The sequence below is a fragment of the Opitutia bacterium ISCC 52 genome, from assembly GCA_014529675.2.
Taxonomy (GTDB): Bacteria; Verrucomicrobiota; Verrucomicrobiia; order Opitutales; family UBA2995; genus UBA2995.
The window spans coordinates 2,489,993-2,504,587 of record CP076040.1 but is presented as its reverse complement, the minus strand read 5'-3'; the positions used below and the strand labels follow the sequence as shown (position 1 = coordinate 2,504,587).

Genomic DNA, 14,595 nt, shown 5'->3' with positions numbered 1-14,595 from the left:
TCAACGACCTCTGGAAGGGATTATGGAATCAACGATCTGGATTTGCTGACCCTCTTGTAGAGACTCATTACCTTGGTAAATGACATCGTCCGCAGCTTCCAGTCCTTTCGTAATCTCAATATATTGGCCGCTTGATCCTCCCAATTCAACGGTTCGTCCCGAGGCTACGGTTGATGGTCCGTCTTTTTTTGCGACCCAGACCATAACCTTCGCATCTGCGGTTCGAAGAATCGCATCCCGGGAGATGAATAAATGTGAACCTTTAGAGGAGGGGTTAAGGAGAGCCTCAGCTGACATGCCGGGTTTTACGTAAGATGGAGGATTGTTAATTTGGATCCTGACCTGAAAGGTTCGGTTCTGGGGGTCCACCTTGGGCGACCGCGCTTCAATTTGAGCTTCGAAAGGCTGACCATTCGTTCCCGCAATATCTACCATGACGGTTTGGGATGTTAAGATGAGATTCAATTGCTCTTGTGGAACCTGAATATCCAGGCGCAGGTTGCGGGTGTCGACAAAACTCAAAACGGGGTTGCCGGTTTGGACCCATTCTCCGACTTCGGCATTTTTTTCCACCACCACTCCCTCAAAGGGAGCAATGATACGGTGTCGTTCCACGATTTCCCGTTGGGTTTCGATCATGGTTTGCGAGCGACTGACCGCAATCTCAGCCGTGCGGTAGGTCGTTTCACGGTTTTCTCTTTCTGAGCGTGGAAAATTGGCATCTCCGAGTTCCACCGCTTCTTCGTAGCGTCGTTTGGCATTGGCCAATTCAATTTTGGCTGCGTCCAAGTTGAGCACTCTTTCCCGAAGGTCCATTGTGGCCAAGGTGTCGTCGAGGCTTACGAGCAAATCGCCTTCCTTGGCGGAATGTCCCATTTCCTTATCGGCCTTGGCTACGAGCCCGGCCACGCGTGGAGAGATTTCGGCTTCCCGTTCCGAGGTGATTGTTCCGGTAAACCGAAAGCGAGATTGTCCGGTCTCGATCACTGGTTTTGCCACAGATACGGGAGTTTGTCCTGAACTGGGTAAGTAGGAAAAGCTCAACAAGCTGATGAAAGCCAAGGTGGATATTCGGCGAACTAAAATTTGGAAAAACATGATAAGAGCATACTTAGTTTATCACCAGGAGCCTCCCAATGCACGAACAAGATGGATGGTGTTTGTAAATTGTGCGCGTCGGATCTGTTCCAATTGTTGCTCGGCATTCAGGGCGGTGCGTTCCGCATCGAGGGCTGTGATAAAATCAGAGACGCCTCGTCGGTATTGAAGCATCGAAATCTCCCGGGCTTGATTGGAGGCGACAACCGAGCGTTCAAGAGCTTCACGCTGAGACTCAAGAAGCCGAACGGATTGAAGAAAATCTTCCACCTCCGTTACCGCGTTGATCACTTGCTGTCTGTAGAGCTCCAGGCTTTCGTTGTAGTTGGCTTGAGCCGCTGCTTCGTTGGCTCTCAACCGTCCCCCTTCGAAAATAGGGACCGATATGCCTGGCCGGATGCTATCCAAGGCAGCATCGGAGCTGAATAGGTCGTCCCAGTTGGGGGACGCGAATCCCGCTGTGCCTCTCAAAGTGATACTGGGGAAGTAAGAGGCTTTGACCGCTCCGATCAATTCGCTATCCGCCGCCAGTTGCCGCTCCGACCGACGAATGTCAGGTCTCCGTTCAATCAATTGTCCTGGCAATCCGTTCGGGACCGAGGGTGGGGCAGTATCCAGGCTTTGCGGTTGAAAGTTGAAGCTAGAGGGTGTTTCACCCAGCAGGGCAGCCAATGAATAAATGAGGCTGTTTTGTATCCGAACGGTGGCAAACAGACGGGACTCTGCATTGGCCAGAAGCGAGGTTGTTTGTGCTACATCCAGTTCGCTTACCGTGCCGGCGCGAAAACGCTGTTGAATCAGTTCGAGTGATTCCTGGCGCGACTGTTTGCCGCGCTCGAGTAGTTCAATCTCAGACTGAAGCGAATTGATTTGGAAATAGTGTTGGGCGATGTCGGCCTGCAGGGTGAAGAGCAGATCTTGGTATAAAGCTTCCTGCGCTTCGGCGGAAGCAGAAGCCGCCTGGACGGTTCTTCGTATTCTTCCAAAAAGGTCTAGTTCCCAGCCAACTTGAATGTCGGCATCGTAACGTTCTCCGCTAGCGCCGCGACCAGTCGTAGAAAGGGCATCGGAGTTGTTGAAATAATCCGCGGTCAATCCGGCGTCGACTTGAGGTCGCCCATCCGCTCGAAAGCGTTGCAATACCGCTCGTGACGCGAGGACCGATTGCCAGGCTGCCTGAAGATTATGGTTATTGGCCTCCGCCTTTCTCAGGAGTGCCTCGAGTTCGGGAGCTTGGAAGATCTCACGCCAGCCACCCATCAGTGGGGGTGCAGTTGCATCGCTGTTCAGAAATGCACTCGGTGTTTCCACTTCAGGTCGTTCGTAATCGGGACCCATCGTGCAACCGTTCAGCAGCAATAAGGAGAAGAGTCCAGCAAAGCATGCAAAAACGAATAGGCAGGGGGGTGGACTCAGGGAACGGATAGACATAAATAAATTCCGCCGAAACGTGCGGAATGACTTATGTTTCTAGGGGTTAATCTGTAACTTTAAAGAAAGAAAAAACACATTTCTTAAATACAACTGTAGGAGCGGCTTTATGCCGCGATCGCATTGAGGCCTATGAAGGTATTCAGAGATTTTCGACATTCGCGGCAATGTGCATCTTAACAAAACGATTGAAACAAATGAGCATCCGGGCGCTGCTCGTTTAAATGTTCAGTGGTTCTATTTACTTGCAGTTACAATCGCAATTGCAGTCACAATCACAGCAACAGTTTTTGATGTCTTCTTTGCTCATGGGTTTCACCTCCTTTCATTATATAGATGATTGTCTATGTGAATTGGCAAATTTTTTTAGCAGCAATCACACACAGCCTGCGTAGCTTTTTGGTCAGGCGCTAATGCTAGGAGCAATTGCCCACAGCAATTGACTACGGCTTCCTGATTCACCCTATAGTAAACTTGTTTTCCTTCCTGTTCGCGGGTGACCAGTCCGGCTTCGGTAAGAATGCTCATGTGATGAGTGACAGTCGGTTGACGCAATTTCACATGCTCCGCGATATCACCTACGGAGCGCTTCTCAGAGCAACAATTCCTTAGGATCGCATAGCGAGTCACATCGCCCACGGCTTTTCCAAACGCAGCTGCTTGTTTTGAATTCATGCTCGTTTACATATAGATAAACATCTATATGTAAACGAGTGAAATGATTTTAATCTAGAAATCAAGGGTTAGCTAGGTCATGTAAGTGTAATATGAGTTTCCTAAAAGACGAAGGCCCGATCGAGGAAGTCCGAGATATCTTACTACTAAACAATACTGCGGGTATCGCCTTGGTTGAATACCATACGGCCGTTATGCGGCAAACATCTGAACTATCCGTCAAAGATCGAGAACTCATTGCAGCCTACGTGTCAGGCCTGAACAACTGTCAGTATTGCCACGGTGTTCATTCAGTGACTGCCCAATCTTTTGGCGTGGAAGAGGATTTGCTGAACGCCTTGTTGGAGGATGTGGATTCATCTCCCATTGAAGAGCGTCTTAAACCGATACTTCACTACGGCAAACAATTGACTCTGGAACCGGCAAAAACAACGGAGGCTCAAGCCCAAGCTATATTGAAAGCCGGCTGGAATGAACAGACCCTGCACGATACGGTGAATGTGGTGTGTCTCTTCAACTTTATGAATCGCCTGGTCGAAGGGCATGGCGTAAAGGGACATTCTTCTCTCTACGATGAACGCGGAAAAGCCCTTCAGGAAAACGGCTACGATCCTCTGTTGACCGTGCTTTCAAAGGGAGAGGGGATTTAAGGATTTGGCTTTGCTCCGACTCTATATCTTTAGCTTGATTCCTAAGCGGTTTATCAAGCCAGTCACCCAAACAATCGCGAAGGCGAAGCACAGGGATTTGAGTAGACCTACGGTCTCTGTTCTCAGGCTTTCAGGTAAGGTAATTGAAAGAGCGATCACTCCCGCATAAACAATGTAGGGAATTAAGTAGCAGGTGAGGGTAGCCGTTCCCGCTGGTTGAATGCTCCTGCGCTCCTCTGGCTGAGGTGTTGAAGCAGGAGGGGCTGTCTGTGGAGCAGGTCGTTGAGGTTCAGGCGTAGAGACCGATGCACTGGGCTGTGAGGATGGGGCCGCTGCATCACCGGCATTGAAAGCTCCTTTATAGGAACTGACTATTCCTCCAACGAGAACGATTTGTCCCTGTGGGTAGTTCAGGATTTCCCTTTTCGAGCTATTGAGCGCACTGATGGGTTTTCCAAAGGAAGCCAGGATCTCATCTTTGCTTTTACCGCTTATGTCGCCCATGAGCGGAAACTGGACTGATAGAACTGCAGTCCAGAAAACGAAGCGTATGACCGTGAAAATGCGCATAATCCTTGAAGAATTAGGACTACGGATAGTGTATCCATGGTCTGTCAGCACGTCCTTATCATTTTTTGAGGTGATTTGATAAACCGTTTACGTTGGTCGATGGATTCGGGAGCAGTCTCCTCTCCTACATAATAGTTCCGGCTCTCTAATGTAGGAAGGTAGCTTGCTGCCGATTTTCAATTTTTGATATGGGCGAGGGATAGGAATTCTGCTTCGATGAATGTATGGAACGACCGCGACGAACCTACTGGAGAAAGTTTCTGCTATTTTGCTCGATTGTCAGTTGCACGGCTGCTCTTTCATTTATTCAAGGCTGCGGAGCTAAAATGTCTGCTGATGACACCGAAGCTGCCATCGTTTCCGTGCTTACGGCTCAGGTGGATGCCTGGAATCGTGCTGATATCCCTGCTTTTATGGAAACCTACGTCAAAGGCGAGGCGCTGCGATTTTCTGCAGGAGGGAACGTGCGACGTGGATGGCAGGCCACGATGGATCGCTATTTAACGTCTTATCCTACTCCGGAAGCTATGGGACACTTGGATTTCGAAGACCTGGAAGTGTTGGTTTTGACGGACCAATGGGCGCAGGTCCATGGTCGCTACCGGCTTAAACGAGAAGGGGAGTATGGAAATGCGACCGGGCTCTTTACGCTTCTGCTGCAGCACGGCGAGGATGGCTGGAAGATTCTGCACGATCATACTTCGGCCGGAGAATAAACCTTGCTTCGCTTAAGTCAGGATATTCCATCAATAGCTGAAAGTCTCAGCATTGTTAGCTGCAGAGGCATTTGCTAGGATGCTTCCATACACTTGAACTATTACTACCGTCTTACCCTTATGAAATTTACCCGAATTGTATCCTTATTGGCTTTAGTCATGCTTTCAGCCGTTTTTGCCAAGGCAGCAGACAGACCGAATATTCTCTTCATCATGTCAGATGACCATACGGCGCAAGCGGTAGGTGCCTATGCTACCTTGCTCAAGGATTTGGATCCGACACCAACCATTGATAGCCTGGCTGAAGAGGGCATACTTTTTGAAAACGCATTTGTGACGAACTCCATTTGCACGCCGTCTCGCGCCTGTATTATGACTGGGCAATACAATCACATCAACGGCGTGTTTGATTTGGGGGGCAATGTTGCTCCAGAAAAACAGATGCTGCCGATTCAGATGAAAAAGGCTGGTTATCAGACCGCGATGATCGGGAAGTGGCATTTGAAGGTAGAGCCAAACTTTGACTACTACAAAGTGCTACCGGGTCAGGGGAAATACTTTGATACGGAATTGCGCACTCAAGGGAACAAGCCTTGGCCACAGAATGTAGAAGTGCATAAGGGTGAGCACTCAACGGATGTGATTACCGATGCGACCTTGGACTGGATGGAGAATGAACGCGACCCGGACAAGCCCTTCTTTATTTGCCACCAATACAAAGCGCCACACGACTACTTTGAAAACGCTCCTCGTTATCAGTCTTATTTGGCCAACGTTGAAATACCCGAACCACAAACCCTCTACGATGTACCCGACACCTGGGGCTCTATTGGCACGCGTGGTCACAATGACGAGCTGACCCCACACATCGGCACCTCCATTGGTAAACGGAATCCTCGTCGTTCCTATGCGACTCACCTCTACGACTTTTTCCCTGAAGAATATCCGGATGATTATGATCCGGCTAAATTAAGTGAAGTGGAGACTACCCGTATCTCTTATCAGGCTTACCTGAAAAAATACCTACGTTGTGTAAAAGGGGTGGATGACAATTTGAAGCGCCTGTTCGACTACATGAAGGCAGAGGGTATTTACGATAACACCATCATCATTTACACCGGTGACCAAGGTTTCTGGTTGGGAGAAAAAGATTTTCAGGACAAACGATGGGCCTACGATGAGTCACAACGCATGCCCTTCATCCTTCGCTATCCGAAGGCCATTCCTTCAGGTATTCGCACGGATGCGATCATTGAGAACGTAGACTATCCGGCTCTCATGCTTGATTACGCGGGTGCAGATATTCCTGCCAGCGTCCAAGGAAAATCATTTCGTCAGATTTGCGAAACAGGAAAAGAACCGGTTGGTTGGAAAGATGCAGCCTACTACCGCTACTGGATGCATATGGCGCACCATGACAACCCCGGTGAAATGGCGATGCGGACAAAGACGCATAAGCTGATTTATTTCTATGGTACCAATTATAAGGGGGACTATCGCACGCCACCCGGCTGGGAGCTCTATGACCTTCAGCGAGATCCTCATGAGTTAAATAACGTTTACGATGTTCCGGCTTATCGAGAAGTTCGTGATGCACTCAAAGCAAAATTCGCTCAATTGCGTAAAGATATCGGAGACGACGGTTCTCACTATCCTGCAACGGAACGGGTCGTCCAGGAATTCTGGGATTATAATGATGAAGACCGTCAAAGGGCGATTCAGATCTCCCATCAGTTTAAGAAGATTCGTGAAGCTGAGCTGGTGAAAGCTGGAAAGCTTTAGACACTCCCGGAGAGAGATTCACTCTTGAGGGAATTATTTAATCGATTTTCTTAACTGAAGTTCGATGATCTATCGTCATGGATCTCAAGCTTAAGGATAAGAAGGCATTTGTTACGGGCGCTGGATCGGGAATCGGTCAGGCCATCTCTCTGCGTTTCGGAGAAGAAGGAGCAGAAGTATTTGTTTTAGATGTCAACGAAGCCGGAGGGCAGGAGACGGTTTCATTAATCACCGATGCTGGTGGCACCGCCAGTTACCATCACTTGGACGTTACCGATGCTGAGGCCGTTACATCGCTATTCCTGGCACTCGGTCCTGCTGATATTTTAGTAAACAACGCTGGTATCGCTTCCATTGGGAACGTCGAGGCTACGTCTTCTGAGGAGATGGATAAGATCTATGCAGTAAACATTAAGGGACCCTATAATTGTTTGCATGCTGCCATGCCTGGAATGAAAGCCAACGGGGGTGGTGCCGTTTTGAATTTGGCATCTATCGCCAGTAAAATTGGTATTTCTGATCGATTCGCCTATTCGGCCAGTAAAGGAGCTGTCTTTGCCATGACCTTATCCGTAGCCAAGGATTATCTGAAAGATGGCATTCGATCGAATTGCCTCTGTCCAGGGCGTGTTCATACCGCTTTTGTCGATTCTTATTTGGATAAAAATTACCCGGATAACAGGGAGGAGATGTTTGAAAAACTCTCGACCTTTCAACCTATCGGTAGAATGGGGAGGCCAGAAGAGATCGGAGCGTTGGCTGTTTTCCTATGTAGCGACGAGGCTTCTTTTATTACGGGTAGTGCCTACGACATCGATGGCGGATCCACGCTGTTGAGGTAGTTTCAATCAAACTTTATCTTCCTCAGGAGGATTCCAAGTAGCGACGGTGGATACACCGTCGACCCGTAAAAAAGCAAACATCCACGTTCTGTCGAACGTGGCTTCATTGGAGGTAGAATTGAGCCCTACCTTTTATGCAACCACAGGTAACTTGTAGGAGAGGAGCTTACAGCTTTCCTCGCGTAACCAGGTTGTTCATGCGGCGAGCCACGTCGACCAATCCATCGATCGTGCACTGAGAGTAACTGCGGCCGTCTGTGGTATCAATACCGTGCCCAGGGTCCGCTTCGCGCAAGCCTGCTAATGCCGCATCCTCATGGTGGAACAGTTCAACCAGAACGATTTCCAGGTTCCCTGTTTCCGCGCAGGCCGTTAGGAGGTGGCCGATCCAGCCATCATCTGTTGAAAGACAACCGCGAGTGGTTTTAGCAGATGCATGAAACATCGAAATCCCGCCTTCGGCACCAATCTCTTTAATGGCTTCAGCGTTCTCGACCATGTTCAAAGCGGAGTCTCCGCAGTGAGCAGCGTCGACGATGATTTTGAAGAAACTTCCGCCAAGTTCTGCGTTCATCGCTTTCACTGCTGCCCAGCCTTTGCGGACATCGGTAAAGGTTTGAAATTCAATGCCTCTGAGAAATTCGATGTGCCAGTGTTTGATACAACTATTGAGAGCGTTCGCCTCGCGAACGGCACGGGCATGTAGTTTACCAAGCTGCGCCACAGCGGCATCAAAAGCATCACCAGTCAGTTCAGTTGCCCCTTGTTTCATCCACTCTTCAAGTGTGGTAGAGGATACATGCTCGATTCCATGACGTTTGGCTGCTTCAAGACCTTCAACCAAACCGGGGATTACAGAATCTTCATCGGCTGGGTCCATAGGGTTACCACCTCCGACCATCATAATTAGAAGGGGCTTAACGCCTGTGCTCTTAATGGCTTCGAACATCTCATCGACTTCCGTTTGGTCAAGGCCGGGGAAAAACGGTACCTGAATCGTTGAAATCGGCGCTGGAGAGTTCGCTAGTAAATGCTCTGCTTCCGCTACCAGGCGAAGCTTACCGTCTTCATTACGAGGTAGCTTACCGGATTCGTCGGGAACAAGTCCGCCAACGAATTTGATGTGTGTGGGGACAATCCCGAGATCGACTGATGTTTTTAGGGAAATGGATGACATGGTTACCACGTTGAGGAACTGAGCCTCACACTTCCAGCTTGATTTACAGGAAAATGAGCTTGGGTTTAAGTGATATCTGCAATGCTCAGCCTGGGTAGGGGCTTTCTTTACGTTTGCGGTATAATTCTGCAATGACGATGCCTGCTGAAATCAGCAGCACCAACCCGAGAAGTTCCGGCAGAGCCAGCACTTTTTGCGGAAACATAAGAAAGGTAACGGCTAGACCAATGAGTGCTCCACCCAAGTGGGCCACATGGCCTACGTTGGTGCGAGCGGACCGCATGCCATAAGCGGAGATGAGTAGAAACAGAATGGCATAGACCCAAGAGGGGATGGGAAGTGGGAGTGGAAAAATCATAATGTTTCCGCCAGGGAGTAAGAAGATAGCAGCGTAAATGACTCCGCACACTCCGCCGGATGCGCCGATAGCTCGGTAGGGTTTATTTCTATAGATGAGCATCGATAGAAGGTTACCACCGAGGATGGATGTAATATAAATGAAGAGTAGGACTGAGGGGGAATAGGAGAGTTCGAGGTAGGTTCCAAATGAATACAGACTGAACATGTTGAACGCGAAGTGCATCCAGTCGGCGTGAAGCAATCCTGAAGTAAGCAGGCGTTCGTATTCCTTGTTTCGAACGATGAGTTCATTGTCGAACATGTAGCGCGCAAATAGAGACTGATTCTTAAAGCCCTGAAAGGTCATAATGGCCGATAGCCCGATAATGATGAGCGTAACGAGTGCGGTAGTTTCGTTCATATGATTCTGCCTGGTTTTGGAGGCCTAAGTTTTCGATGGAACGAGTGGCGTCACTCGTGTTTCCCGATTGGGGCGAGCGACTAATCCTTCATAGGGTTCGTTGCTGAAAGGCTCATCCGCTTTATCTTTAAGATGACGTTGAAGTACGTCGTTCATGGCTTCAAGCGAACGGACTCTACGTATCTCATATAGAAATTGTCCTTCAGGATCTGCGCTGAGACCGATAAAGTTGAAAAACTTTTTCAGCTTATTGACCCGATTGATTTCAGGTACCTTGGGATTGTAGTAGGTATCAATAAGTAGCTGCGCATATTGATACACATCACCCAAACTGGGTTGGAAGATTGGCTGTCCTGAAAAGTGTTCTCGGATCTGACGAAAAATCCAGGGATTGCGAATCGCTGATCGACCAATCATCAGCCCATGGCATCCGGTGCTTTTGAAAACGTCCTCTGCTTTCAAGTAGCTGGTTACATTGCCATTAGCCAAGACCGGGCAGTTGGCTCGTTTAACTGCTTCTGCGATGTAGTCGTAATGCACATCCGCCCAATACATTTCTTTCACGGTGCGACCGTGTAAACTAAGCATATCGACGCCATGCTTATTGATCAGGTCCAGGAGTCCTTGGAAGGGTTCAGTATCTTCAAATCCGATACGTGTTTTGACGGTGAAACGGTGTGGCGAAATCTCTTTCAGGAGACCGAAGATTTTATCCACTTGATCGAGGTCACGCAGCAGACCACCACCCACATTCTTCTTGTACACTTTTGGAGCAGGACAACCGAGATTGATATCGATGCCTGCAATCGGGTGCGAAGCCAAGTCCTCAACGGTGCGTTTTAGATAATCGAGATTTTCGCCAATCAGCTGAGCAAATACCGGGCGGTCTGTCGGATTATCAGTGATGGAAAACAGGATATGCTTTTCCAGCTTTGAGGTTTCGTGAACCCGGAAATATTCAGTGACGTAATAATCAGGTGAGCCAAATTGATGAACCACTTTCATGAACTCCCAAGTGGTGACATCCTGCATGGGAGCGAGGGCGGTACAGGGTTGATCTGGGAGGATCGGTTCTGGCAGCGGCCGAGACATCGAAATAGGAGGACTTAAATTTCCGGACTCGGATTGTCGCTTTCTTCGTTTCGATTCTTAATATCTTCGAAGACTTGAGTCATGTCATCTACTGAGTCGTAGACTTTTTGTGAGACGTAGATGGGGCGTTTGTTTTGCACCGCAAGGACTAATGAATCACTGGGACGAGCATCGATTTCCATAATCTTTTTCCCCAGCTCGTTTTCCATATTCAAGATGAGGCGCGCAAAGAATTTATCCGCATCGACATCATTGATTATGATACGGTCGAGCTTCGCTTCCAATCCCATCAGTATGTGACTGATCAGATCGTGGGTAAGGGGTCTGCTTCGTTTGACTTCATTGATGGCCAACGACAGTGACTGTCCCACCGCCGGGTCGATATAAATGACAAAGGTCTTATCCTCTGTGCCCAAGAAAACAGCCACACCTGTGCTGGTGGGAATGAGCCCTTTGATGGTAACCGGTAAAACCTCGTTCTCCATGATTTGAACTAAAAATAACTCCCGAAGTGTCGGCAAGTGCCTTTACGCTTTTTGTAGAATAGGGGAGTGTTCTTCCAGGTAGCTGGCTATGGTTTGTGGATCATCGAAGTTGTTCCAGACGAGTTGCAGGAATTCTGCCGCATGGAGATTATGCTTCTGGAAGAAATCGCGGTCGCCTCCACAGCCATACATGACGTCGGGTTCGAGCTCACCACGTAGTTTGTGCTGCGCCTTTTCGATGATACGAGGAAGCCAGGGGATGCCGTTGATTTCACTTTGTTTAGGCGTGTATTCGTCAATGGGGCGAACATAGGTTCCAGGCTCGCCCTTCATTACCAGTTTGAAGTAGTTAAAGCGCAGGACCTGTACTGCCAGAAAGGTTTCCCAGTCGGGGCCGCCATAGCGGATCCAATCATCGGTGGCGTCATAAACATCCTGTTGATTTGCGCCAATTTCGGCCAGGAATGCCTGGTCGTCTTCTGTTAAATAGGCACCCGGCTCGCGACCACCTGCTTGATAGTCGTCATAACCCTTTTGCCAGATTTCCTTAAGTCTTTTATGAAAGGTGTAATGATCCATACAGATTGTTTTGTGGAGTTGGTCGGATGTTGCAACCCAAAGCTTAACTAGGCCTGCTTCGAATTATGCAAAATATAGCCAAGGTTAAAAGACCTGGACGGGCTTTCATAGCTGAGAGACGGTCATTGGTGTTTCCAACGATGCCATATTGATCATTCAACTAAGCTGCGAAACGCCTTGGAAAGTTCCCGCCGCGTCTTGCTATAGCCTTTGGCCAAAAGGCAAGAAGGATGGGAGCAATTGACTAGCCGTTTATAGCCGTATTGTTAACGATTCCTTCTTTTCTTCTTCGGGTAGTTACCTTTATTCCCATCCGCCCGAGGCTTGGTTCGTTTCTTTTGGCTCTTTTGTCCATCCGTTCGAGGCTTGCTTCGTTTCTCCTGTCTCTTTTGCTCATCCGCTGATTCACCTCCATTTTGGTTTGAGATGTTGAAGTCTATGAGGCGTTTGAATCTGTCTACTTTCGACACAACCACCTGGATGGTTTCTCCCACTCGAATGCGCTTCTTGGTCCTTCGTCCATAAAGTTCGATTCCGTCTTGCGATACATGGTAAAGGTCATCCTTCAAACTGGAGGTCGGTAGCAGTCCGAAGACCAATGACTCCTTCAACTCAACAAACAATCCGTGGTTTTTGATTTCCAACACCGCGGCGTCAAAAATGGTTTTGTCCTTTTTATTGGCTTCTCGCTCAAAGAATTCGAGTTGCTTGATTTTGACCGATTCTCTTTCAGCTTCCGTGCTGTTTTGTTCTCGCAAGGTGACTTGTTGGGCAATCTCAAGGAGTCTAGATTGTTTGTATCTGATCTGTTGTCTCGGTAGCTCGGGTTGGCCACGATGGCGAACCAAGTAATTCTCAAAGATGCGATGAACGATGAGATCTGAGTAGCGTCGGATAGGAGAAGTAAAATGCGTGTAGTTGCTTTTGTGCAGGCCATAGTGTCCCAATGGTTCTGCCATGTAACAGGCTTGCCTTAATGACCTTAAAAACTGGATGCGGAGTGTGTAGCCATAAGAGTGGGACTTGATCGCTGCCAGCAACTTTACTACTTCGCGTTTGCTGTTTAAATCGCCGGTATCTAGTCCATGAGTGAGCATCGTTTCGGAGAGCTCATACAACTTTTGTTCATCGGGTTTTTCGTGAACGCGATAGATGGCTGGGAAGTTGTTCTTACGGAGCTCACGGGCTACTCCTTCATTGGCGGCGAGCATGAACTCTTCAATTAGCTGATGGCTTTCATCATTCTCTACTCGTTCCATGCGATCGGCGTAGCCCTTTTCGTCGACGTAGATTTTTACCTCCGGCATATCCAGATCGAGACTGCCTCGTTCGAACCGTTTTTTGCGGAGCACGGTAGCGATCGACCAACAGCTGCGTATGGCTTTTTGTAAATCAGTGAGTTCTTTATTCGACAATTCCTTCAAGGCGCGGCCGGTCGATCCCGTTTGGTGTTTCGGGGGTAGGGGAAGCTCGCGAGCGGCCTGGATGTTATCTTCTTTCATCAGGACATAGGCCTGTTTGTAGGTAAGACGCTTACGGCTGCGAATATAGGAATTCGCATAGTTAACGCGGCGAATCTTGCCCTCCGGAGAAAAGGTAAATACGACGCTCTTGGTCAGGCGGATGACATCCTCTTTCAGGCTGCAAAGGCCATTGGAGAGTTGCTCGGGTAGCATGGGGATCACGGTGCCTACGAGGTAGGTTGAGTTCCCGCGTTTGGTGGCTTCGCTATCTAAACGAGTGCCAGGTTTTACGTAAGCTCCTACATCGGCGATATGAACCCCGATTCGAATATTTCCATTATCCACATACTCTACGGATAGCGCATCATCGAAATCTTTCGCGTCATCCGGATCGATGGTGAAGGTAAAAATCTTGGTGAAGTCTTGCCGTCCCACGAGGTCCTCTTCTTGAACGGTTTTGGCGAGGTTTTTGACTTCCGCAAGTACATCAGCCGGAAACTCGGGCTGTAGATTAAACTTTCTTAGGACCCCTTTGTATTCCGCTCCTGGAGAGAAGGTTTTTCCTAAGACCTCGATAATGGTACCTTCTGGGCTCATATTGCGGTCTTCCCAGGCTTCCATCTTTACGGTGACCTTATCTCCCACCGAAGGGATGGGATCTAATCCCGATTTCTTGGGAGCCTTGACCACGATGTCCTTATGGATTTGCGGACTGTCTGGTACGACATACCAGAAATACTGAGCTCGCCGTAGCGTCCCGACCATATTGGGGTTCTTTCGGGTCGTTATTTCTATGACTCTCCCAGTTGTTTCCTTTTCCTTGGACAAGCGTCTTCCGCCTTTTCTCTTTCCATATAGGCGCTTGGGGGTTGTCATCTTTCGCACGACCACCCGATCTCCGTGAAGAGCTACTCCTGTGTCCTCTGACCGAATGGGTAGTGGAGTCGGAAGTTTTCCTCCTAGTACAGGATCGGGTAGCAAAATGGCGCTTCCGCTCTGGCGGAATCGAATGATACCGCTGAGCAAGTCAGCATCTGTCGGGATAATATAGCGCCCGTTCTTAATGCGGACGATCTGGCCCCCTGATAATAATTGCTTCAGTGCCTGGTCCAATTCCTTCTGCATAAACTTGTTTTTTATGCTCAGTGCCGAGGCAATGGCCTTGGCGGAAAGGGGAATATAGTCAGGTGAACTGAGGAGTTCTAAAATGGGTTTCTTAAATTTCATAAATTTGATTTCGTTTTGCTTGGCTAATAACTCTCGATGACTCAACGT

The 14,595-nt window shown here is 48.7% G+C and carries 14 protein-coding genes; 4 read left to right on the top strand and 10 right to left on the bottom strand.

The genetic code is table 11. From position 1 onward, the window contains the following. The 3 genes from GA003_10635 to GA003_10625 all read right to left on the bottom strand — a co-directional run bounded on the left by GA003_10635 (nt 1) and on the right by GA003_10625 (nt 3,204). Nucleotides 1–1,098: an efflux RND transporter periplasmic adaptor subunit gene (locus GA003_10635; protein QXD26507.1), complete on the bottom strand. Its 1,098-nt coding sequence runs from the start codon at nt 1,096–1,098 to the stop codon at nt 1–3. A 21-nt stretch (nt 1,099–1,119) separates the two neighbouring features. Next, the gene (locus tag GA003_10630) at nt 1,120–2,529 is read right to left on the bottom strand and encodes an efflux transporter outer membrane subunit (protein ID QXD26506.1); all 1,410 of its coding nucleotides are present in this window, start codon (nt 2,527–2,529) and stop codon (nt 1,120–1,122) included. Between the two features lie 366 nt (nt 2,530–2,895). Continuing rightward, nucleotides 2,896–3,204: a metalloregulator ArsR/SmtB family transcription factor gene (locus GA003_10625; GenBank protein ID QXD26505.1), complete on the bottom strand. Its 309-nt coding sequence runs from the start codon at nt 3,202–3,204 to the stop codon at nt 2,896–2,898. Between the two features lie 92 nt (nt 3,205–3,296). Between GA003_10625 and GA003_10620 the strand changes: the two genes are divergently transcribed. After that, a complete protein-coding gene (locus GA003_10620; protein QXD26504.1) occupies nt 3,297–3,854 on the top strand; it encodes a peroxidase-related enzyme in 558 nt (185 codons plus the stop codon). Between the two features lie 21 nt (nt 3,855–3,875). On the opposite strand, the gene GA003_10615 is transcribed toward GA003_10620, so the two are convergent. Next, on the bottom strand, nt 3,876–4,424 hold the full coding sequence (locus GA003_10615) for a hypothetical protein (GenBank protein QXD26503.1): 549 nt from the start codon (nt 4,422–4,424) through the stop codon (nt 3,876–3,878). Between the two features lie 224 nt (nt 4,425–4,648). Here GA003_10615 and GA003_10610 point away from each other — a divergent pair, with 224 nt between their 5' ends. The 3 genes from GA003_10610 (at nt 4,649) to GA003_10600 (ending at nt 7,764) form a co-directional block, all read left to right on the top strand. Further along, nucleotides 4,649–5,140, top strand: coding sequence for a DUF4440 domain-containing protein (locus GA003_10610; GenBank protein ID QXD26502.1), 492 nt, complete (start codon nt 4,649–4,651; stop codon nt 5,138–5,140). A 120-nt stretch (nt 5,141–5,260) separates the two neighbouring features. Then, on the top strand, nt 5,261–6,922 hold the full coding sequence (locus tag GA003_10605) for a sulfatase (GenBank protein QXD26501.1): 1,662 nt from the start codon (nt 5,261–5,263) through the stop codon (nt 6,920–6,922). A 77-nt stretch (nt 6,923–6,999) separates the two neighbouring features. Next, entirely contained in the window at nt 7,000–7,764 is a 765-nt protein-coding gene (locus GA003_10600; protein QXD26500.1) for an SDR family oxidoreductase, read from the top strand. 166 nt (nt 7,765–7,930) lie between these two features. On the opposite strand, the gene GA003_10595 is transcribed toward GA003_10600, so the two are convergent. From GA003_10595 to rnr, 6 genes are all read right to left on the bottom strand, one after another. Beyond that, the gene (locus tag GA003_10595) at nt 7,931–8,941 is read right to left on the bottom strand and encodes a hypothetical protein (protein ID QXD26499.1); all 1,011 of its coding nucleotides are present in this window, start codon (nt 8,939–8,941) and stop codon (nt 7,931–7,933) included. A gap of 85 nt (nt 8,942–9,026) precedes the next feature. Further along, nucleotides 9,027–9,701 carry a rhomboid family intramembrane serine protease gene (locus tag GA003_10590; GenBank protein QXD26498.1) on the bottom strand — a complete coding sequence of 225 codons (675 nt, stop codon included), beginning with the start codon at nt 9,699–9,701 and terminating at the stop codon, nt 9,027–9,029. A gap of 24 nt (nt 9,702–9,725) precedes the next feature. After that, complete coding sequence (locus tag GA003_10585) at nt 9,726–10,733, bottom strand: tRNA-dihydrouridine synthase family protein (protein QXD30407.1); 1,008 nt, start codon at nt 10,731–10,733, stop codon at nt 9,726–9,728. A gap of 74 nt (nt 10,734–10,807) precedes the next feature. After that, nucleotides 10,808–11,278 (bottom strand): bifunctional nuclease family protein, encoded by a 471-nt coding sequence (locus GA003_10580; protein QXD26497.1) that lies wholly within the window; start codon nt 11,276–11,278, stop codon nt 10,808–10,810. 42 nt (nt 11,279–11,320) lie between these two features. Next, nucleotides 11,321–11,857: a hypothetical protein gene (locus GA003_10575; GenBank protein QXD26496.1), complete on the bottom strand. Its 537-nt coding sequence runs from the start codon at nt 11,855–11,857 to the stop codon at nt 11,321–11,323. A gap of 266 nt (nt 11,858–12,123) precedes the next feature. Continuing rightward, on the bottom strand, nt 12,124–14,547 hold the full coding sequence (gene rnr / locus GA003_10570) for a ribonuclease R (GenBank protein QXD26495.1): 2,424 nt from the start codon (nt 14,545–14,547) through the stop codon (nt 12,124–12,126). Nucleotides 14,548–14,595 lie beyond the last annotated feature (48 nt).

What these genes read in the sequence shown, in the direction of transcription:
- GA003_10635 (QXD26507.1), bottom strand. Translation starts at nt 1,098, where the DNA reads ATGTTTTTCCAAATTTTAGTTCGCCGAATATCCACCTTGGCTTTCATC.
- GA003_10630 (QXD26506.1), bottom strand. Translation starts at nt 2,529, where the DNA reads ATGTCTATCCGTTCCCTGAGTCCACCCCCCTGCCTATTCGTTTTTGCA.
- GA003_10625 (QXD26505.1), bottom strand. Translation starts at nt 3,204, where the DNA reads ATGAATTCAAAACAAGCAGCTGCGTTTGGAAAAGCCGTGGGCGATGTG.
- GA003_10620 (QXD26504.1), top strand. Translation starts at nt 3,297, where the DNA reads ATGAGTTTCCTAAAAGACGAAGGCCCGATCGAGGAAGTCCGAGATATC.
- GA003_10615 (QXD26503.1), bottom strand. Translation starts at nt 4,424, where the DNA reads ATGCGCATTTTCACGGTCATACGCTTCGTTTTCTGGACTGCAGTTCTA.
- GA003_10610 (QXD26502.1), top strand. Translation starts at nt 4,649, where the DNA reads ATGGAACGACCGCGACGAACCTACTGGAGAAAGTTTCTGCTATTTTGC.
- GA003_10605 (QXD26501.1), top strand. Translation starts at nt 5,261, where the DNA reads ATGAAATTTACCCGAATTGTATCCTTATTGGCTTTAGTCATGCTTTCA.
- GA003_10600 (QXD26500.1), top strand. Translation starts at nt 7,000, where the DNA reads ATGGATCTCAAGCTTAAGGATAAGAAGGCATTTGTTACGGGCGCTGGA.
- GA003_10595 (QXD26499.1), bottom strand. Translation starts at nt 8,941, where the DNA reads ATGTCATCCATTTCCCTAAAAACATCAGTCGATCTCGGGATTGTCCCC.
- GA003_10590 (QXD26498.1), bottom strand. Translation starts at nt 9,701, where the DNA reads ATGAACGAAACTACCGCACTCGTTACGCTCATCATTATCGGGCTATCG.
- GA003_10585 (QXD30407.1), bottom strand. Translation starts at nt 10,733, where the DNA reads ATGCAGGATGTCACCACTTGGGAGTTCATGAAAGTGGTTCATCAATTT.
- GA003_10580 (QXD26497.1), bottom strand. Translation starts at nt 11,278, where the DNA reads ATGGAGAACGAGGTTTTACCGGTTACCATCAAAGGGCTCATTCCCACC.
- GA003_10575 (QXD26496.1), bottom strand. Translation starts at nt 11,857, where the DNA reads ATGGATCATTACACCTTTCATAAAAGACTTAAGGAAATCTGGCAAAAG.
- rnr (QXD26495.1), bottom strand. Translation starts at nt 14,547, where the DNA reads ATGAAATTTAAGAAACCCATTTTAGAACTCCTCAGTTCACCTGACTAT.